The organism is Halosimplex halophilum (assembly GCF_004698125.1).
Taxonomy (GTDB): domain Archaea; phylum Halobacteriota; class Halobacteria; order Halobacteriales; family Haloarculaceae; genus Halosimplex; species Halosimplex halophilum.
In genome coordinates this window covers 405,679-424,123 of sequence record NZ_ML214297.1, presented here as the reverse complement: position 1 = coordinate 424,123, position 18,445 = coordinate 405,679, and the positions used below count along the sequence as shown (strand labels likewise).

At 72.5% G+C, this 18,445-nt stretch carries 19 protein-coding genes and 1 tRNA gene; 8 read left to right on the top strand and 12 right to left on the bottom strand.

Annotated features, from left to right (window positions below):
* Window positions 1-63: 63 nt before the first annotated feature.
* The 5 genes from E3328_RS02230 to E3328_RS02210 form a co-directional block, all read right to left on the bottom strand.
* On the bottom strand, window positions 64-777 hold the full coding sequence (locus E3328_RS02230; RefSeq protein WP_135362994.1) for a TIGR00266 family protein: 714 nt from the start codon (window positions 775-777) through the stop codon (window positions 64-66).
* 271 nt (window positions 778-1,048) lie between these two features.
* Window positions 1,049-1,132, bottom strand: a tRNA-Leu gene (locus E3328_RS02225).
* A 39-nt stretch (window positions 1,133-1,171) separates the two neighbouring features.
* Window positions 1,172-2,737: a receiver/sensor box histidine kinase gene (locus E3328_RS02220; RefSeq protein WP_135362993.1), complete on the bottom strand. Its 1,566-nt coding sequence runs from the start codon at window positions 2,735-2,737 to the stop codon at window positions 1,172-1,174.
* 82 nt (window positions 2,738-2,819) lie between these two features.
* On the bottom strand, window positions 2,820-3,401 hold the full coding sequence (locus E3328_RS02215) for an NADPH-dependent FMN reductase (protein WP_135362992.1): 582 nt from the start codon (window positions 3,399-3,401) through the stop codon (window positions 2,820-2,822).
* A gap of 75 nt (window positions 3,402-3,476) precedes the next feature.
* Complete coding sequence (locus E3328_RS02210; protein ID WP_135362991.1) at window positions 3,477-4,484, bottom strand: sodium:calcium antiporter; 1,008 nt, start codon at window positions 4,482-4,484, stop codon at window positions 3,477-3,479.
* Window positions 4,485-4,645: 161 nt separating this feature from the next.
* Between E3328_RS02210 and mbhE the strand changes: the two genes are divergently transcribed.
* The 7 genes from mbhE (at window position 4,646) to mnhG (ending at window position 10,937) form a co-directional block, all read left to right on the top strand.
* A complete protein-coding gene (gene mbhE / locus E3328_RS02205) occupies window positions 4,646-7,036 on the top strand; it encodes a hydrogen gas-evolving membrane-bound hydrogenase subunit E (protein ID WP_135362990.1) in 2,391 nt (796 codons plus the stop codon).
* Window positions 7,033-7,497, top strand: coding sequence for an MnhB domain-containing protein (locus E3328_RS02200; protein ID WP_135362989.1), 465 nt, complete (start codon window positions 7,033-7,035; stop codon window positions 7,495-7,497). The genes mbhE and E3328_RS02200 overlap by 4 nt, the downstream gene beginning before the upstream one ends.
* 67 nt (window positions 7,498-7,564) lie before the next feature.
* A complete protein-coding gene (locus E3328_RS02195) occupies window positions 7,565-7,906 on the top strand; it encodes a sodium:proton antiporter (RefSeq protein WP_135362988.1) in 342 nt (113 codons plus the stop codon).
* Window positions 7,907-9,529: a complex I subunit 5 family protein gene (locus tag E3328_RS02190; RefSeq protein WP_135362987.1), complete on the top strand. Its 1,623-nt coding sequence runs from the start codon at window positions 7,907-7,909 to the stop codon at window positions 9,527-9,529.
* A complete protein-coding gene (locus E3328_RS02185; protein ID WP_135362986.1) occupies window positions 9,526-10,200 on the top strand; it encodes a Na+/H+ antiporter subunit E in 675 nt (224 codons plus the stop codon). Before E3328_RS02190 ends, E3328_RS02185 begins: the two co-directional genes overlap by 4 nt.
* A complete protein-coding gene (locus tag E3328_RS02180; RefSeq protein WP_135362985.1) occupies window positions 10,190-10,483 on the top strand; it encodes an MrpF/PhaF family protein in 294 nt (97 codons plus the stop codon). The genes E3328_RS02185 and E3328_RS02180 overlap by 11 nt, the downstream gene beginning before the upstream one ends.
* 112 nt (window positions 10,484-10,595) lie before the next feature.
* Complete coding sequence (mnhG, locus tag E3328_RS02175) at window positions 10,596-10,937, top strand: monovalent cation/H(+) antiporter subunit G (protein ID WP_135362984.1); 342 nt, start codon at window positions 10,596-10,598, stop codon at window positions 10,935-10,937.
* Between the two features lie 2 nt (window positions 10,938-10,939).
* Here mnhG and E3328_RS02170 read toward each other — a convergent pair whose 3' ends face one another.
* From E3328_RS02170 to E3328_RS02145, 6 genes are all read right to left on the bottom strand, one after another.
* Complete coding sequence (locus tag E3328_RS02170) at window positions 10,940-11,827, bottom strand: hypothetical protein (RefSeq protein WP_135362983.1); 888 nt, start codon at window positions 11,825-11,827, stop codon at window positions 10,940-10,942.
* 3 nt (window positions 11,828-11,830) lie between these two features.
* On the bottom strand, window positions 11,831-12,448 hold the full coding sequence (locus tag E3328_RS02165; RefSeq protein WP_135362982.1) for a TlpA family protein disulfide reductase: 618 nt from the start codon (window positions 12,446-12,448) through the stop codon (window positions 11,831-11,833).
* A gap of 69 nt (window positions 12,449-12,517) precedes the next feature.
* Window positions 12,518-13,288, bottom strand: a complete 771-nt coding sequence (locus E3328_RS02160) for a cytochrome c biogenesis protein CcdA (RefSeq protein ID WP_246022861.1) — start codon at window positions 13,286-13,288, stop codon at window positions 12,518-12,520.
* A 241-nt stretch (window positions 13,289-13,529) separates the two neighbouring features.
* Window positions 13,530-14,471 (bottom strand): HhH-GPD family protein, encoded by a 942-nt coding sequence (locus E3328_RS02155; protein ID WP_135362981.1) that lies wholly within the window; start codon window positions 14,469-14,471, stop codon window positions 13,530-13,532.
* 88 nt (window positions 14,472-14,559) lie between these two features.
* Complete coding sequence (locus tag E3328_RS02150) at window positions 14,560-15,345, bottom strand: TMEM165/GDT1 family protein (protein WP_135362980.1); 786 nt, start codon at window positions 15,343-15,345, stop codon at window positions 14,560-14,562.
* Between the two features lie 172 nt (window positions 15,346-15,517).
* Window positions 15,518-16,318: a helix-turn-helix transcriptional regulator gene (locus E3328_RS02145; protein WP_135362979.1), complete on the bottom strand. Its 801-nt coding sequence runs from the start codon at window positions 16,316-16,318 to the stop codon at window positions 15,518-15,520.
* Window positions 16,319-16,562: 244 nt separating this feature from the next.
* Between E3328_RS02145 and E3328_RS02140 the strand changes: the two genes are divergently transcribed.
* Window positions 16,563-17,618, top strand: coding sequence for a DMT family transporter (locus E3328_RS02140; RefSeq protein WP_135362978.1), 1,056 nt, complete (start codon window positions 16,563-16,565; stop codon window positions 17,616-17,618).
* A 28-nt stretch (window positions 17,619-17,646) separates the two neighbouring features.
* Here the strand turns inward: E3328_RS02140 and E3328_RS02135 are convergent, their stop codons facing one another.
* A complete protein-coding gene (locus E3328_RS02135) occupies window positions 17,647-18,432 on the bottom strand; it encodes an enoyl-CoA hydratase/isomerase family protein (protein WP_135362977.1) in 786 nt (261 codons plus the stop codon).
* Between the last annotated feature and the right edge of the window lie 13 nt (window positions 18,433-18,445).

The window sequence follows — 18,445 nt, the reverse complement described above, 5'->3', positions numbered from 1 at the left end:
CCAGCGAACTCCGACCCGGAACGCCGCCGGTCCCGGAGCCTCGCGGACCAGCGACCGGGCCGATCAGATGAAGTCGTCGACGCTCGGGCCGCCCGCGTCGTCGTCGTCCTCGTGCGCCGTCCCGCCGGCCATCAGCGTCAGCGGGTTGCGCGTCTGGAGCCAGACGTGGCCCTCCCCGGTGAACTCCGTCACGTAGCCCTCGCCGCCGAGCATCGTCGACTTGATCGACCCGTCGCGCTGGCGGCTCATCGACAGCCCCTCGGTCCAGGCGACGAGGTGGTCCTCGTCGACGGTCAGCGGCTCGCCCGCCGTCACGTCGACCTCGTACATCGACCCGTACGAGGAGACGAAGGCCATCCCCTGCCCGGAGATGCCCAGCACCGTCAGCTCGCCCGACGAGAAGAGGTTCGAGGTGTTGTTCAGCTCCGTCGAGCGCTCGACCAGCGGCTCCCACGCCAGCAGCGACCCCGACTGCGAGCGGATCGGCCCCTGCTCGCCGACGTTGATCGCCGTGATGTCGCCCGGGTGGTCGGGCACCAGCGTCACCGTCGAGTCGTCGTCGGTCGCGTAGTAGGTGTTCTCGATCAGCCCCCGCTCGTCGCTGATCGCCCGCTTGGCCATCCCCATCACGCCGTCGTCGCCCCCGATGTTCGTCTCGTTGTCGATGCCCGCCGACTGGGTCATCATCGCACCCGGCTTCGTCTCGATCTCCTCACCCTCCGCCAGTTCCACTTCCAGCACCGCGTAGCTGGGCCGCTTGTCGATCGTGTAACGCATCTCACCCGGGATGTCGCTCACCGGTTATTTATAACTTTCCTACATCTTCCGCCCGCTCGCAGGCGTCGGAACGAACGGGTCCCGCCCTCGCGGACCGTTCGCACTTCGCCGACGGACGCCTCGCTATCGCTCGGCGCTGCGGCCGACAGAAGTGCGCGGGACCGGATTCGAACCGGAGGAAGAAATGCTCGCTCCCGACGGTCGCTGCGCGTTCCTTCCGGGATTCAAATCCGCTTGCGCATTCGTCGCTCGCCGTTGGCTCGCGACAGAATGCGCGGGACCGGATTCGAACCGGCGGACCCCTACGGGACAGCGTCCTAAGCGCTGCGCCGTTTCCTGGCTTGGCTACCCGCGCCCAGTCGTCGCTATCCCCGACGGCGCCAAGAAGGTGTCGTTACTCGCCGAACTCGACGCCGCGGAACTCGAAGCGGGCGCCGCCGTCGGCGCTCTCGGTCGCCGCGGCCTCCCAGCCGTGAGCGCGCGCGACCTGCCGGACGATGGCCAGGCCGTAGCCCGTCCCCTCGCTCGACGTGGTGAACCCGGACTCGAACACGTCCCCGCGGTCCGCATCGGGGATCCCCCGGCCGTCGTCCTCAACGAAGAGGCAGCCGTCCTCGCCGACGCCGACCCTGACCTCGACGGTTCCGGTCGAGTCGTCGGCTCCGTGCTCGATGGGACCTGCTGCGTCGGCGTCCTCCTGCGCCTGCGAAGCGGGGCTCGTCGAGCCGTGTTCGACGGAGTTGACGAACAGGTTCTCCAGCAGCTGGGTCAGCCGGCCGCGGTCGGCGACGACGGTCGGGTCGTCGGCCACGACCAGCGAGCTCTCGCCGGTGGGGACGTTGTCCCAGGCGCCGCGGGCGACCTCGGCGAGCGAGACCGGCTCGGTCCGGCCGAGCTGTTCGCCCTGCCGGGCCATCCGGAGCAGGTCCCGGAGCAGCTCGTCCATCCGGTCGAGCGCCGACAGGGCGTCCTCGAGGTGGCGGTCGTCGCCCGTCCGGCGGGCCATCTCGATCCGGTGTCTGACCGCGCCCATGGGGTTGCGCAGGTCGTGGCCGATGACGCTCGCGAACTCGTTGAGCCGGTCGTTCTGCTCCCGGAGGCGCCGCTCGCGGTCCTTCCGGTCGGTGACGTCGACGTAGACGGCGTAGCCCGCGGGCCGGTCGCCGGACTCGACGGGGACGTTGCGGAGCAGGAAGGTCCGGGTCCCGTCGGTCGTCTCGCGCTCGGTCTCGACCTGGAGGCGCTCGCCCGCGCGCACCCGCTCGTCGAGCGACGCCGCCTCCGCCTCCCTGTCGTCGGGGACGACCAGGTCGTTCAGCGGCTCGCCGACGGCGACCCCGCGGTCGTAACCGAACGTCTCGACGAACGCGCGGTTGACCGACTCGACGACGGGTTCGCCGTCCTCGAAGGCGTACTCGACGACCGGGTCCGGCGTGGCGGCGAACAGCGCGTCGAGCCGCCGGGCCGCCCCTCCCTCGACCGTTTCCTCGTCGACCGACTCGTGGTCGTCCCCTGCACCTCGCCCGCGGTCGAGCGCGCGGTCGACGGCGGCGACCAGTGAATCGTCCGCCGACGCGGGCACGTACTCGTCGGCGCCGGCGGCGACGGTCCGGGCCGCGAGCGACTCGCCCCCCCCGCGGGCGAACACGACGACCGGCGGACCGCTCCCCGCGACCGTCTCGACGGTCTCGACCGCCTCGGCCGCCGAGAACGGGCCGGTGTCGCAGACCGCGCAGTCGGGCCGCTCGCCGGCGAGCGCGTCGGCGACCGACCCTGGCGTCGACCGGACGACCGCGTGGCCGGCCCGCTCCAGGCGGTCGACCGCTTCGACGGCCCCGGTATCCGGGTCGGCCGCTTTCGCGTCCGCCTCGGCCGCCTCGATATCCGCCTCGGCCGCCTCGCCGTCCCCCCCGGTCACCGACCCGTCGCCGACCCACAGGACCGTCGCGCCGTCGCTCATTGTCGGACCGTCTGTCCTCCGATCGTTTACATGTACCGGCCTGGTTTCCGGACCTGCTTCCCCGGGGTCGGGCCGGCGCCCCTCAGCGGGTCGCACCGACGTTCTCCCTGCTCTCCGGGCAGGGCGGGTCCGGTTCGATGTTGGCGTACTCGACGACCCGCCGGCCCAGCGTCCGCACCCGTTCGGCGTCGTCCTCCTCGCGCAGGTCGGGGCCGTCGAACTTCGTCCGGACCTTCGGGAGCGCGACCTGGTGGGGCACCACCCAGGCGTTGAGCGAGCGGGCGACCGACCGCAGGTGGTCCAGCGAGGTGATCGGGAACGAGCCGCCGGCGACGCAGAGCAGGCCGACGGTCGTGTTCTCGAACTCGTCGAACCCGCAGTAGTCCAGCGCCGTCTTGAGCGCCGAGGAGTACGACCCGTGGTAGACGGGTGTCCCGAAGACGACCGAGTCGGCCCGGCCCACGCGCTCGCGCAGTTCCGGCGCGTCGCCGGCGTCGTCGGCGTCGGCGTCGAACACCTGCAGGTCCAGTTCGCGGAGGTCGACCAGGTCGACGCTGGCGCCCCGGTCCTCGGCCTCGTCGAGGACGATACGCAGCGCCCTGCGCGTGTAGCTCTCCTCGCGGAGGCTCCCGCAGAGCGCGACGACGTGTGGTCCGTCGGACATACCCGGTCCTCCGAAGGGACGGGTAAAAACCGCCGCGGTCGACGGCGTCGCAGCCGGGGTCGGGTGGCCGCCGGCTCAGATCCCGCGGACGGTCTCGATGACGCCGACGGATTCGAGGCCCATCCAGGCGAGGAAGAGGACGTACAGCGCGAGGAACGCGTAGGCCTCGCGGTTCGTGATCTCCAGGCCGGTGCGGGTGAAAACGATGAACACGAGCGTCGCGAGCGCGAGGAAGCCCATCGTCGGGATGGCCGCCAGGAAGTCGATGGTCGCCTCCCCGGCGAGCAGGACGCCGACGGGGATGGCGACCAGGAGGTTGAACGTGTTGCTCCCGAGGACGTTCGCGAGGCTGGTCACGTCGTCGTTGTCGCGGGCGGCGTTGACGCTGACGAAGGTGTCCGGCAGGCTCGTCCCCGCGGCGATGACCGTCAGCCCCCAGAAGAACGTCGGCGTCTCGAAGGCCGCCTGGAGCGCGAGCGCCGCCTGGACGATGCCCTCGACGCCGACGGCGATCACCACGAGCGAGACGGCCAGGACCCCCCACTCCCGCGGGGCGCTGACGCTGTCGGCGGGGTCGGCGACGTGGTCGGCGGCGTCCTGCTGGTGGAGGAAGACGTAGACGCCGTAGGTGGCCAGCGGGACGACGACCAGCGCCGGCGTCAGCAGCGCCTCGCGGTTGGTCCCGCCGGGGACGTAGGTCGCGCCGAGCGCGAAGACGATGAACAGGACGAGGATGCTGATGACGTAGAACTGGGCGTCCTTGTGGACGATGTCCCGCGTCGAGGTCAGCTCCTCGCTGGCCAGCGAGGAGACCGCGGGGATCACCAGGAGGTTGAAGATGGCGCTGCCGACGATGGCGCCGACGCCCAGGGAGAACTCGTCGTGGACGACCGTGCTGATGACGATGGAACTGATCTCGGGGAAGCTCGACCCGACGGCGACGACGACCGCGCCGTGGACGGCCACCGGCAGCCCGTAGTACCTGCTGAGCCGTTCGGCGGCCCCCTCGAACCACACGCTGCCCTTCCAGATGACGACCGTCGCGACCAGCGCCAGTCCGACTGCGGCGAGCGGTCCGACCATCGCCCGCCAGTTCGCCGCCCCGATGTAACAATCTGCCCCTCTCGGTCCGGCTCTCCGGGCGCAGCGCAACAGGACCTTTCAGTTCGGCACTCCAACAGAAGACAGATGCCGACCACGACGCGCACCGGCGACGGACCGCCGCGCGACGCGGGTGCACGCCGATGACGCCGGACCTCGCCGCCGTCGCGACCGCCGTTGCGCTCCCGTTCGTCGCGGCGGCGCTCTCGCCGCTCGCCGTCCGCGCGCTCGGCGAGCGAGCGGGCTACGCCGGCGCCGTCGTCGCCGCGGCCAGTTTCGCGCTCCTGGCCGCCCAGCGCGGCAGCTACGGCACGGTCAGCGTCCAGTGGGTCCCCTCGCTGGACGTGAGCGCCCGGTTCGCCGTCGACGGCTGGTCGCTCCTGTTCGCCCTCGTCGCCAGCGGGATCGGCGTCCTCGTGTTCGCCTACTCCGCGCGGTACATGCGCGGCGATGAGAACCTGGGGCGCTACTACGCGGCGCTGCTGGCGTTTCTCGGGTCGATCCTCGGCGTCGCACTCGCCGCCGACCTCGTCTTCGTCTTCCTGTTCTGGGAACTGACGAGCCTCTGCTCGTTCGTCCTGATCGGTCACCACACCGAGGACGGCGACGCCCGCTACTCGGCGCGGATGGCCATGGTCGTCACCGTCGGCGGCGGCCTCTGCCTGCTCGCCGGCCTGCTCGTCCTCGCGGCGGCGGCCCGCGGTGCGCTGGGGGGCGTGACCTTCGACCTGACCGCGATGGTCGCCAACGACGCGGCGATGCGGGCGGCGCTCCGGGAGTCGGGACTGTTCGTCCCGGCCGTCGTCCTGCTGGTCGCGGCCGCGGCCGCAAAGTCCGCGCAGGTGCCGCTGCACTTCTGGCTGCCCGAGGCGATGGTCGCGCCGACGCCCGTCTCCGCGTTCCTCCACTCGGCGACGATGGTCAAGGTGGGCGTCTACTTCCTCGGTCGCGTCCGTCCCCTGCTGATGAGCCCCGAGTGGACGCTGCTGGTCGCCTCGCTGGGCCTGCTGACGATGCTCGTCGGCGCGGTGCTGGCCGTCGCCGCCTCGGACGCGAAGGAACTGCTGGCCTACTCGACGGCGAGCCACCTCGGGCTGATGGTCGCGGGCTTCGGCTTCGAGGCCGTCTACGGCGGCGAGGCCGGCGCCTTCCACCTGCTGAACCACGCCCTGTTCAAGGCACCGCTGTTCCTCGTCGCGGGGGTCGTCGCCCACGAGGCGGGCACTCGAAATCTCGACAACCTCGGCGGCCTCTGGCGGGAGCTGCCCGTCACCGCCGCGGTCACCGGCGTCGCCGCACTGAGCATGGCCGGGATCCCGCCGTTCAACGGCTTCTACTCCAAGGAACTGCTGTTCGAGGCGGCCTACGAACTCGCCCACGAGGCGGGCGGGCTCGCCTGGCTCTACCCGGCCGTCGCCACGGTCGCGAGCGTGTTCACCGTCGTCTACTCGCTGCGGTTCCTCGCGGTCTTCCTCGGCGAGCGGCGGGCGCCGGTCAGGGAGATCCACCGGCCGCCGGTCGCGCTGGTCGCGCCGCCCGTCGTCCTCGGCGTCGCGGTCGCGGCCGTCAGCGCCGCGCCCCAGGCGGCCGTCGACGCCGTCGTCCAGGCGGCCGTCGCGGCGACCGCGACCGGGGAGGCCACCCTCGAAGTCGGCCTCCCGACGCACCTCACGCCGCCGGTCCTGATGTCTGTCGTCGCGGTGGTCGGCGGCCTCGCCGCGTATCCGTTCGCCGGCCGGCTCGCGGCGGGGATCGACCGCGCCGTCGCGGCGCCGGTGCCGATTCGCCCCCAGGGGTGGTACGACCGGCTCCTCGGGGCCGCCGAGCGGACGAGCGCGCGGTTCGGGCCGTTCGTCCACAGCGGGGTCCTGCGGACGTACGTGACGTGGGTGGCCGCGACCGCGAGCGCGCTTGCGCTGGCGGGGTTCGCCACGAGCGGCCCCGTCCCGGCCGAACTGGGGGACGTACCGCTCGCGGTCGCCGTCGTGTTGCTGATCGCCGTCCTCGCCGCCGTGGCCGTGACGACCGCCTCCTCGCACGTCGCGGGCGTGCTGACGCTGTCGATCCTCGGGTTCATGCTCGCCATCTTCTTCATCCTCGCGAGCGCGCCGGACCTGGCGCTCACCCAGCTGGTCGTCGAGACGCTCGTGCTTGTGATCTTCCTGCTGGTCCTCCAGCGGCTCCCCACCTTCTACTCGGACGTGCGGCCGCTGGAACTGGCGCGTGACGCGGCGCTGTCGCTGCTGGTCGGCGGGACCGCCGCCGCGGCCGTCCTGCTCACCGCGCCCGGCGACGGCGCCGCCCCGACGCCGGTCGCCCAGTTCTACGCCGAGCAGGCGGTCCCCGGCGGGGGCGGGACGAACGTCGTCAACGTCATCCTGGTGGACTTCCGGGGGTTCGACACGCTCGGGGAACTGCTGGTCGTCGCGGTCGCGGCCATCGCCGTCCTCGTCCTCGTGACGATGCGGACCCGTGGCGAAGAGGCCGCCACCGAGGAGGAGGCGCCGGTCCCCGACGGGGGTGACGCCCGGTGACGACGACGATCATGCGGACGACCGCGCGGGTGACCGTCCCGGTCGTGCTCGTCCTCGCCATCTCGCTGTTCCTGCAGGGCCACAACCTCCCCGGCGGCGGGTTCATCGGCGGGGTCCTCACGACCGCCGCGTTCGTCCTCGTCTACGTCGGCTACGGGCTGGACTTCCTGGAGTCGGGCGTCCTCGGCCGCGAGGTCGACCCCGGGACGGGCATCTTCGAGCACCGGACGGTCGCCGCCTACCGCCGGACGTTCCTGCTGGGGCTGGCGGTCGTCGTCGGCAGCGGCGTCGCCGGGATGCTCGTCGGCGAGCCGTTCCTCTCGCAGACGTACGTCCACCTGGAGGGGATCCCGGTCTACCACGAGGTGGAACTGGCCAGCGCGCTCGTCTTCGACCTGGGCGTCTACCTCGTCGTCGTCGGCGGCCTGCTGACCATCGTCTCGGTGGTGAGCGCCGAATGACCCGCGCTGGGACTCCGGGGGCCGCCGCCCCGACGCCGCCGACGGCATCGACGGGAGGTGACGACCGGTGAGCGTCCCGCTGGCGGCCGCGGTCGGCGGCCTGTTCGCCGCCGGCACGTTCCTGCTGTTGCGCCGGGACCTCGTCCGGGTCGTCTGGGGGGTCGCCGTCGTCTCGCAGGGCACGTTCGTCTACCTGCTCGCCATGGGCGGCGTCGACGAGGGGACCCACGACCTCGTGCCGGTGCTGGCCGGCCACGGCGAATCGGTCCCCGAGGTCGCCGACCCGGTCGTCCAGGCGCTGGTGCTGACCGCCATCGTCATCAGCTTCGGGACGACCGCGCTCGCGCTCGTGCTGTCGTACCGCGCCTACGAGGAGAACGAGAGCATGGACGTCACGGAGTGGGTCTGAATGAGCACCGCCGTCGTCGCGCCGCTGCTGGTCGCGCTCGTCACCGCCGTCCTGACGCTCGCGCTCGGTCGATACCCGCGTCTCCAGCGACGGGCGAGCGTCGCCGGCGCGCTCGCCTACGCCGTCACGGTCGGCGGAGCGGTCTGGGCGACCGTACTCGGACCGTCGGCGCCCGGCGCGGCCGCCTACCAGGTCGGCGACTGGCCGGCGCCGTTCGGCATCACGCTCGTCCTCGACGGCCTGTCGGCGTTCATGCTGACCATCGCCGGGGCGCTCGCTCTCGCCGCGGCCCTGTTCTCGGTCCGCTACGTGACCCCCGAGAACCAGCGGGTCTACTACCATCCCCTGTTCCACCTCCTGTTCGTCGGCGTGACCGGCGCCTTCCTCACCGGCGACCTGTTCAACCTCTTCGTCTGGTTCGAGGTGATGCTCGTGGTGAGCTACGTCTTCGTGGCCTTCTACGGCACCGACCGCGCCACCGCGGCCTCCTTTCGCTACCTCGTGCTCAACGTCTTCGGGAGCGCGCTCATGCTCGTCGCCGTCGGCGGCCTCTACGCCACGACCGGGACGCTGAACATGGCCGACATGGCCCGGCGGCTGGCCGACCCCGCCGCCTTCGGGGTCGACCCGGCGCCGGTCGTCGGCCTCTCGGCGCTCCTGCTCGCCGTGTTCGCGCTGAAGGCCGGACTGGTCCCCTTCCAGTTCTGGGTGCCCGACGCCTACGCCGCCGCGCCGCCGCCGGTCACCGCCGTCTTCGCCGGCGTCACGAAGAAGGTGGGGATCTACGCGGTCGTCCGCCTGTACTTCACCGTCTTCGCCGCCGCGCCCGTCGCGGTGGACCTGCCCGGTGTCGGCGGGACGACCCCGCTGGCGTTTCTCGCGCCGGTCCTCGCGGCGATGGGGGTCGCCAGCATCGCCGTCGGCGGGTTCGGCGCCGTCGGTCACGGCCGCCTGGAGGGGACCTTCGCCTACTCCAGCGTCGGCCAGGTCGGGTTCATCGCCCTCCCGGTCGCCGTCGCCGCCGCGGCCGACCCCGTCGCCGGGGACCCGACGGAGAGCCTCCGCGGGGTCGCCATCGCCGCCGCGCTGGTCTTCGCGCTCCACCACGCGCTCGTCAAGGGGCTCCTCTTCCTCGCGACGGCCGCGGTCGAGGACGCGACTGGAACCGACGAACTGTCCGATCTCGGCGGTCTCGCCGGTCACGCCCCGGTGCTCGCGGGGGCCACCTTCGTCGGTCTCCTCTCGCTGGTGGGGCTGCCGCCGCTGACGGGCTTTTTCGGGAAGCTACTGACCGTCGACGCCGCCGTCAGGGGGCTGGCGGTCGGCCCCGAACGCCTGTCGGCGGCCGCGCTCGCGGCGCTCCTGGGCGGCGCGGTGCTGACCATCCTCTACGCGACGCGGGTCTGGGTCGGCGGCTTCTGGGGGGTCCGGACGCCGGCGGTCGAGCGGGGCGGCACCGACCTGGGACAGGTCGCCGTCCTCGTCGCGCTGGCGCTGGCGGTCGTCGCCGTGGGCGTCGGGTTCGACCCCGTCTACCGGTTCGCCGAGGCGGCGGCGGCCGCGGCCGTCGACACCGAGGCGTACGTCGACCTCGTCGACCCGACGGGAGGTGGGTCGGCGTGACCCGGACCTGGCCGGCCGCGGGGGCGCTGTTCGCGGTGCTGTGGGTGTTCGTCCACGGTCCGCCCCTCGCCCCCGACCCCCTCGCGGGGTCGCTGCTGGTCGGCCTGGCCGTCGGCCTGCCGGTCGCGTACGTCTTCCGGCGGCTCTACGCGGACACGTTCGGGCTCGAGCGGTCGGTCCGGGGGATCCCCTCCGTGGTCCTGTTCGTCCTGGCGTTCGTCCGGGAGGCCGTCCGCTCGTCGCTGGACGTGACCTACCGCGTGCTCGCGCCCTCTCGGCCGATCGAACCGGAGGTTATCCTCATCCCGCTGCGGGTCCGGACGGACCTGGGCGTGACCACCATCGCCAACAGCATCACGATGACGCCCGGGTCGCTCACGCTGGACTACGACGCCGAGCAAAACGCCCTCTACGTCCACGTCATCGACGGGAGCGACCCGGCCGACATCGTCGCCCCGATCCGCGACTGGGAGGACTACGCGCTGGCGGTCTTCGACGAAGACCTGTCGCCCGGCGACCCCGCCCCGGACTTCGCGGTCTACCCGCCGGACCGGACCCACCCGGTCCTCGAACAGGCCGTCCCCGACGACGAGGGCGACGAATCGGCGGACGCCCGGCGGAGCGACGGGGACGCCGACGCGCCGGACGGAGGTGACGGCGGTGGCGACTGACGCGACGGTCGTGGCGGTCGTCGACGCGGCCATCGTGCTCGCGGCCGTCCTGAGCCTCCTCTGTGGCTACCGCGCGGTCCGCGGGCCGACGGTGCCCGACCGGGTCGTCGCGCTGGACGCCATCGCGACCAACGTCGTCGCCATCGCCGTCCTGTTCGCCATCAAGACCGACCGCGGGCTGTACGTCACCGTCGCCCTCGTGCTCGCGATCATCGGCTTCCTCTCGACGGTCGCCGTGGCGAAGTTCGTCACCGAGGGCGACGTCATCGTCAGACAGGAGTGAGAGAGATGCACCACAGACCCCACCGACGACGCCAGACCGCGCGGACGACCAGCGACTCGACCGGCCGGCCGCCGGCCGGCGAGCGCGGCACGGACCAGCCGGGAGGGTCCAGATGGTAGCCGCCGAGGCGGTCCGGACCTGGGTCGTCGTCGCGCTGGTCGTCGTCGGGAGCGTCTTCCTCACGGTCGGCACGATCGGCCTGCTCAGGCTGCCGAACGTCTACAACCGGATGCACGCGACGAGCAAGCCGGCGACTATCGGCGCCGTCTCGGTGTTCCTCGCCGGGTTCGCCCACTTCGGGCCGGGCGGCGCCGGCCTCCCGTCGCTGGTCGGCATCGTCTTCCTGTTCCTGACGGTGCCGACCGGCGCGCACATGATCGCGCGGGCCGCCGAGCGGACGGGCGTCCCGTTCCTCGGCTCGGTCACCTGGCCCGGCAAGTCCGACGACGAGTGACCTCAGGCGGTCCCGTTCGTCGCCGCCCGCGCCGCCGAGACCCACTCGGGCCGCTCGACGGTCGTCTCGCCCGGGTCCTCGTAGGTGACCCGCAGCACCGACGGGCCGACCCGCTCCGCGCCGGCCTCCTCGACGACCAGCTCGGCGACCAGGCCGCTGGGCGCGACGTAGGCGGTCACGTTCGTCGGCCCGTTCCGGTACGGTTTCTGGAACGACCCCGCGAGCCGGTAGTACGTCTCCCCGTCGCGGGTCACCTCGGTCACGGTCTGGTCCTCGACGTTCGACAGGTACTCCGCGAGGTCACGGCGCTGGGTCAGGAGGTTGGGACTGAGCGACGCGTTCATGGCCAGGACCCGGTCGTAGGTCGCGCTGCCGTTCTCGACCGCGCGGTGGAAGACCGTGCCGCCGTCGCGCCACGTGTCCGTCCGGCCGGACCTGTTCTCGTAGACGGCGGGCGCCGAACCGGTGGTGTTCACCCACTGGACCGCGCGAGCGCGGACGGTCCCGTTCAGGTCGACCTCGCCGGAGAGCCTCTGGGTCACGTTGTAGTCGTCGCCGTCCCGGCGGAGCTCGTACCGGACGGTGAACGGGTCGGACCGCAGGACCGCGGTGTGGGCGTTGACGAGCGCGAGCGGGTCCGACACGCCGTCGGCCGTCAGGCCGGGCGCGAGCGCCGCCGCGGCGGTCCTCGACCCCGACTCCGGGGCCGCGGCCGACGACGGTGCCGAACCGGTCGACCCACCCGGGCCGCTCTGCCCGTCCTCCGTCCCGGCGGGTGTCGAACCGCCGCCGCCCAGCCCGGTACAGCCCGACAGGACGACGAGGGCGGTCACGCAGACGACCGCGACGGTCCGCACGCGGGGCCCGTGTCGCTGTCGCGTTCCGGCCATCTGTCACTCCCCGTCGAGGGCGCTCTCGATCGCCGGGGCGATGTCCTCGTAGTGGCGCAGGCCGGTGTAGCTCAGTTCGTTCCCCTCGGCGTCGAACAGCTTGTTCGTCGGGTACGCGGAGACGCCCCACCGGCTCGTCGCCCGGAGGTCGGCGTCCATGGCGACCGGCCAGGTCCCCTCGTAGGTCCGCCAGAACTGGCGGACGGCCGCCTCGTCGGACTCGGGCGTCACCGAGACCATGTGGACCCGGTCGGCGTCGAACGCCGCGCGGACCTCCCGGAGGTCCGGCATCTCCTTCTTGCAGGGGCCACACCACGTCGCGAAGAAGTTCACGAACGACACCTTCCCGTCGGGCCGCAGGCTGACCTCGCCGTCCGGCGACCCGGCCGCCTCCACCGTCGGCAGCGCGAGCGCGTCCCGGTCCCCCGGTGTGGACGTGCGCGCGGCACCGCCGTCCGGCCGGTCGGTCCCGGCCGCTCCCGGCGCGTCGGTCGCTGACTGGTCGGTCGCAGGCCCGTCGGTCGTCGCGTCGTCCCCGCCGGAGCACCCGGCGAGCGCGAACGCGGCGGCCCCGCCGGCTGTCCGGAGCAGGCGCCGCCGCGTCGGTCGGTCGGAGGGCATCGTACCCGATCGTACACGAGTTGGGAAGTTGTTACTTACGGTGGGGAAGAACGTCCCGGAGGCGGTCGGTCACACCGGGACCAGCGACGTGAAGTCGGGGACCCAGGGCGGGAACCCGTAGCGGTAGTAGTAGATCTCCGCGAGCCCGGACAGCGCCAGGAGGGCCCCCGCTACCCGATAGACCCGTCCGGTGTGGCGCGAGAGCCGCCCGACCAGCGCCGTCCCGGTCAGCGCGACCGTGACGGTGACGACGACCATCACGAGGGCCATCCCCCCGGCGTACGCGAGGGCGACGCCGGCGCCCTGGCCCGGCCCGCCGGCGGCCGCACGCAGGAAGACCGCGACGAACAGCGGGGCCGTGCAGCCGGCGGCCGCCGCGGCGTACAGCACCCCGAACGCGAAGAACCCGCCGACGCTCCGCCGTCGCTCGGGGAGCCGGACCGGCTGGCCCGTCGGCTTCCACCCCGCCGCCATCGCGACGCCGACGACGACGAACGCCGCGCCGACGACCAGTTCCATCACGGCCACGTTCGACAGTGCCCGGGCGCCGACGGCCGTCACGACGCCCGCGATCACGCCGTAGACGAGGAACATCCCCGCGCTGACGACGAGGCCGACCCCGACGCCGCGGGCGACGGCCGCCAGCCCCGGGTGGAGCCGCCCGAGTCGCCGGGCGACGCCCTCTCCGAGCGTCGCCGTCCCGCCGTCGGTGGCGGTGTCGGCGCTCGTCCCGAGGTAGTACGAGAGGTAGCCGGGGACCAGCGGGAACGCGCAGGGCGCGAAGAACGTCGCCATCCCCGCCGAGAACGCCAGCCCGAGCAGGGAGACGGTCGCGCTCACGGCCGACTCCCCCCGGTCCCGCGGCGTCCGATCGGCGGCGTTCGGCAGTGAGTCGTCGAGCGAGGCGCGCGGAGCGTCGGATCGCGGACCGGCTCCGGACTGCGGGCGGGCGGCGCGGACGGCCGCCGCCCGCGGTCGGCGGCGACGGAGGGCATCGTCCGGCCTTGGAACGCCGGTCATTTCAATCTAACTGACAGTAGTTTCAGAGTTCAGGTGGGCGCTCCGGACGGACCGAGCCCGCTCACTTCCGGAGGCTGGCGACGCCGGCCGACTCGTCGTAGTCGACCAGCCCGTCGTCGTCCAGGTCCGCGAGCAGGTCGGCGAGCCAATCGCGGCCGTACTCGCCGTCGGGCGCGTAGTCGACGCGGACCTTCGGGCCGAGCTCGTCGAGCGCGATTTCCTCGCTGGCGCCGAGGACGTTGACGACCCGCCCCCGCATCTGCCGCCGAGAGCCCTCGAAGTCGGGCTGGGTCGGCACGTCCGGCGCGGTGAAATCGCCCGTCCCGTAGGCGTGACACCACTCCCGCCAGGGACAGCCCGCCCCGTCGCAGGCGGGCGTCTTCTCGCAGGCCACCCCGCCCAGTTCCATGATCGCGTTGTTCCAGACGCGGGACTCCCCCTCGGGCATCAGTTCCGCGGCGACCCGCTCGAAGGTGTCGTCGTCGTCCGGCACGTCGAACGCGCGGTAGAGGACCCGCTTGACGTTCGTGTCGACCACCGCGTTCCCGTTGTCGAACGCGAAACTGGCGACCGCGTTGGCGGTGTAGGGACCGACCCCCATCAGCTCCGAGAGCTCGTCGGGCGACTCGGGGAACTCGCCCCCGTACTCGGACTCGACCTGGCCGGCGGCCTCGTGGAGGTACTTCGCGCGGTTGTTGTAGCCGAGGCTGTGGTCGCTCCAGAACCCGACCACGTCCGCGCGGTCGGCGGCCGCCAGATCCGCGGTCGTCGGCCACCGCTCCAGAAACGCCTCCCAGGCGTCGACGACCCGGGAGAGCTGGGTCTGCTGGCTCATCACCTCCGAGACGAGGATCTCGTAGGGGTCGTCGGTCCGCCGCCACGGAAAGTCGCGGTGGTCGGCCTCGTACCACGCGACCAGCGCCTCCCGGACGGCGTCGGCGTCGTCGGGCAGGAACGCCTCGGCCGGCGCGTCCGCCTCGGTCTCGGCGTCGGCGTCACTCATCGGGAGAGCGTATCGGCCGGACCCGCTTGGGGGTGGCGATCGGCGGTCGGCGGCCGGCGGTCACGGACGATACCGGGAACGGAACGGCTCAGACGAGCGCCGCGACGGTGGGGACCGCGGCCGCTCCCGCGCCGACCGCGGACTGGACGGCGTTCGAGACGGCGCCGACCACCGTCTCCCAGACCGAGAAGTCCGTGAGGATGGCGAGGAATGTGTCGAACCCGAAGAAGAAGAACACGCTCGCGCCGAACAGGTGGGCCTTCGCCGCGTCGAACCGGCCCGCGAACGTGCTGAAGAAGTAGGCGTTAGCGAGGCTGATGGGGATGATCACGAGCATCTCGCCGACCCAGATGCCCGGGTGGGCGCCGTACTGGACGGCGAGGCTGATCGTGACGAGCTGGGTCTTGTCGCCGAACTCGCCGACCGCCATCAGCACGAAGATGGGGAGGAAGTTCCCGAAGCGGTCGGGCACGTCCCGGCCCAGCACCGACACGTCGAGGTCGCCACTTCCCCCGACGCCCGCGTACCCGCCGTCGGTCTCGGCCGCGGCGGCCTCCTCGGGCGAGCGGTCGCCGTCGCCCGGCGCGACGCGGCCGCCCTCGGGGATCGACCGGAGGAGCAACACGCCGAACAGCAGGAAGAGCATCCCCGAGATCGCGTCGAGATACACCGGCGGCAGCGCCCCCTTCAGCGCCTGGCCGAACCAGATCTCCAGCGCCGTCCAGCCGGCGAAGGCCAGCCCCGCCGCGCCGACGACCGTCAGCGGGCGGAACCGCGTCGCCAGCCCCGCGATGATGAACTGCACCTTCTCGCCGGGCAGGACGATCAACTGCGCGACCATCGCCGCGACCATCACCGCCAGAAAGTCGCTCACGGCGTATCCACCCCCCGCCCGCTCACCGACCCGGCGGCGCCGCTCCGCCGGACGAACCGCACGTGACCCATCATATCCGCGAATTAGACCGGTCTAAATCAAAAGCCTGGCGAACGCGGTACCGGGCGGTTGGGGGCGAGCGGACCGCACGGCGAGTCTGCGTCCGGCGGCCTCACTCCGGGGAAACCACGTCGCCGCGGTCGAGCGGCGTGGCCTCCGTCCAGTAGCGCTCGAAGGCGTCCTCGGCCCACTCGCGGACGGCGGCGTCGTCGGTATCGATGGCGGCCCGGAGGACGCCGCTGTCGTCGCGGACCAGCAGGTGGACCCGGCCGTCGGCGACGGTTCCGGCGACCGGGACGCCGGCCGGGCGGACCCGGACGGCGGCCGAGTCGGCGTCGACGAGGGTCAGGAGGTCTCGCCGCAGCGCGTCGTCGCTCGTCAGCGCGTCGACGGCCTCGGGCGAGAAGACGCCGCGGAACCGGACCTCGCCGGCGGCGGCCCGCTCGGCCAGCAGCGAGAGCGTCCCCTCGTTGAACGCGTGGGAGAACGCCCGGACCTCGTCGGCCGCCCGCTCCAGGTCGAGCAGCCGCCGGACCGGCGCCGACGGCCGGGTCTCCGTGGGGACGGTGATCGTCGCGTCGGTCAGCCGCGCGAGGTCGAACCCAAGCTCCTCGGTCGGGAGGTACGCGACGATGTCCCGGAGGTCGCGTTCGAGTTCGAGCGCCTCCAGCAGATCCGAGAACGCGTCGGCGACCAGTTCGCCCGTGGCCGTCGCCTCGTAGCCGTCGTCGGTCCGCCGGACCCACGACCGCTCCTCGAAGTCCGCGAGGATCCGGCCGAGGGTGGCCTGGGAGGCGCCCGTCTCGTCGGCCAACGCCGACCGGCTCCGCGGCCCCTCGGCGAGCGACCGCAGGACGGCAACCCGGTTGGCCGACAGCGCGAGGAACTCCACGTCTTCGAGCGCCGCGTCCATACCGGGAGTGGCGCCGCTCGGGCTAAACCGTTTTCGGGGCGGCCCGACGGGCTCGATACGCCGCTCTCGGGCGTGTTCTTCACGACACGAAATCGTTTCACGTCGTGCAATCGCGACACCGGTCGCCGCGCTTGCCCGCCGGGCAAGGATTTCTGAACGGGCCTATAAGGCTTCGAGCCCTACAGGATTCCACGATGATCTCTCACGCCATCTCTCTGGAGCCGACGCCCGCGGAGGTGTCGCCGTGATCGGTCGCAGGACCGTCGCGGCGTTCCTCGCGACGAGCCTGCTGTTTGGGGGCACCTTCGTCGCGGCGAAGGGGGGCCTGGAGTTCTTTCCGCCGCTTTTGTTCGTCGCGCTCCGGTTCGACGTCGCGGCTGTCGCGCTGATAGCCTACGTGCTGCTCACCCGCTCGCGCGCCGACCTGATTCCGCGGACGCGGGGCGACCTGGGCGGGATCGTCGCGACCGGGCTGTTCGCCATCGGGCTGACGAACGCCCTGCTGTTCGTCGGCCAGCAGTACGTCACCAGCGGCGTCGCCGCCATCATCGCGAGCCTGAACCCAATCCTGACGCCGGTGCTCGCCGCGGTCCTGCTCGCCGACGAGCGGCTCTCGGCCCGCGGCGCCGTCGGGATGGCGGTGGGGCTGGTCGGCGTCGCGCTCGTGGCCAACCCCGACCCGTCGGCGTTCGGCGCCGGCGGCCTGCTCGGCGAGGGACTCATGCTCGTCAGCGCGACCTGCGGCGCGCTCGGGTCGGTGCTGATCCGCCGGGCCGACGCGGACCTCTCCAGCACCGTCCGCACCGCGTGGGGCCTGCCGCTGGCGGCCGTCGTCACCCACGGCCTGAGCCTGGCGGCCGGCGAGTCGCCCGCCGCGATCACGTGGACGCCCGGTGCCGTGCTCGCGCTCGCCTACGTCGCCCTCCTGGCCGGCGCCGTCGCCTACATCGCGTACTTCGGCCTCATCGACGAGGTGGGGGCCATCCGCGCGAACCTCGCGTTCTACGTCGTCCCGCTCGTGGCGACGCTCGGCGGGTGGGCGCTGCTGGGCGAGACCATCTCCGGGCTCGCCGTCGCCGGCTTCCTCGTCGTCTTCGCCGGCTTCGCCGTCATCGGCAGCGAGTCGTTCGCCCGCCCCGGGCTCCGGGAGACACTCCCGGGCCGCCTGCTCGCCTCCGAGAACCTCCGGTCGCTCGACGACGCCTACGCGACCGACGGCGGGAGCGACCCGGCCGACGACCGCCCGGCCAGCGACTGCCGGATCGACGGCGACGGCCCCGGCTGTCCCGCCGACGACTGACGCTGACGCGCCGGCCTCTCCGCCGCAGTCACTCCCCCTCGAACTCGGGCTCGCGGCTCTCGACGAACGCGCGGACGCCCTCCTCGTGGTCGTCGGCCGAGGCGGAGACGATCTGGGCGGCGGCCTCGTTCGCGATGGCCTCGTCGAGCGAACTCGTCGTCCCCTGCTCGACGAGTCGCTTCGACTGCTTCAGCGCGACCGCCGGGCCCGAGGCGATCCGGTCGACCATCCCCGCGACGCGCTCGTCGAGTTCCTCGTCGTCGTAGACGTGGTTGAACAGGCCGACCTCTTTCGCCCGCTGGGCGTCGATCAGTTCCCCCGTGAACAGGAGTTCCTTCGCGACGTTCTCGCCGACGATCCGCGGGAGGAGGTGGGAGGCGCCGGAGTCGACGTTGAGCCCGACCTGACGGAAGCCGAAGCTTATCTTGGCCGACTCGCTGGCCAGCAGCAGGTCGCAGGCGATCGCGAGCGCGCCGCCGGCGCCGTAGGCGGGGCCGTGGATCTTCGCGACGGTCGGGCGGTCGCAGGTCGCGACCGCCCGGACGGCGCCCGCGGTCTCCTCGACGATGCGTTCGACCCGTTCGTGAGCGGGTGCCTCGCCCTCCAGTCCGTCCACCATCGCGTCGATGTCGCCGCCGGCGCAGAACGTGGGACCGCTCCCAGCGAGGACGATACAGCGGGCCTCCTCGGGGACCGCCGCCATGGCGTCGATCAGGTCGGTGGCGACGCCGCTGGTCAGCGCGTTGCGCATCTCCGGGTGGTCGAGTGTCACCGTTGCGACGCCGTCGGATACGTCGAGCGTGACGTGTTCCATGCTCCCGGAGTGG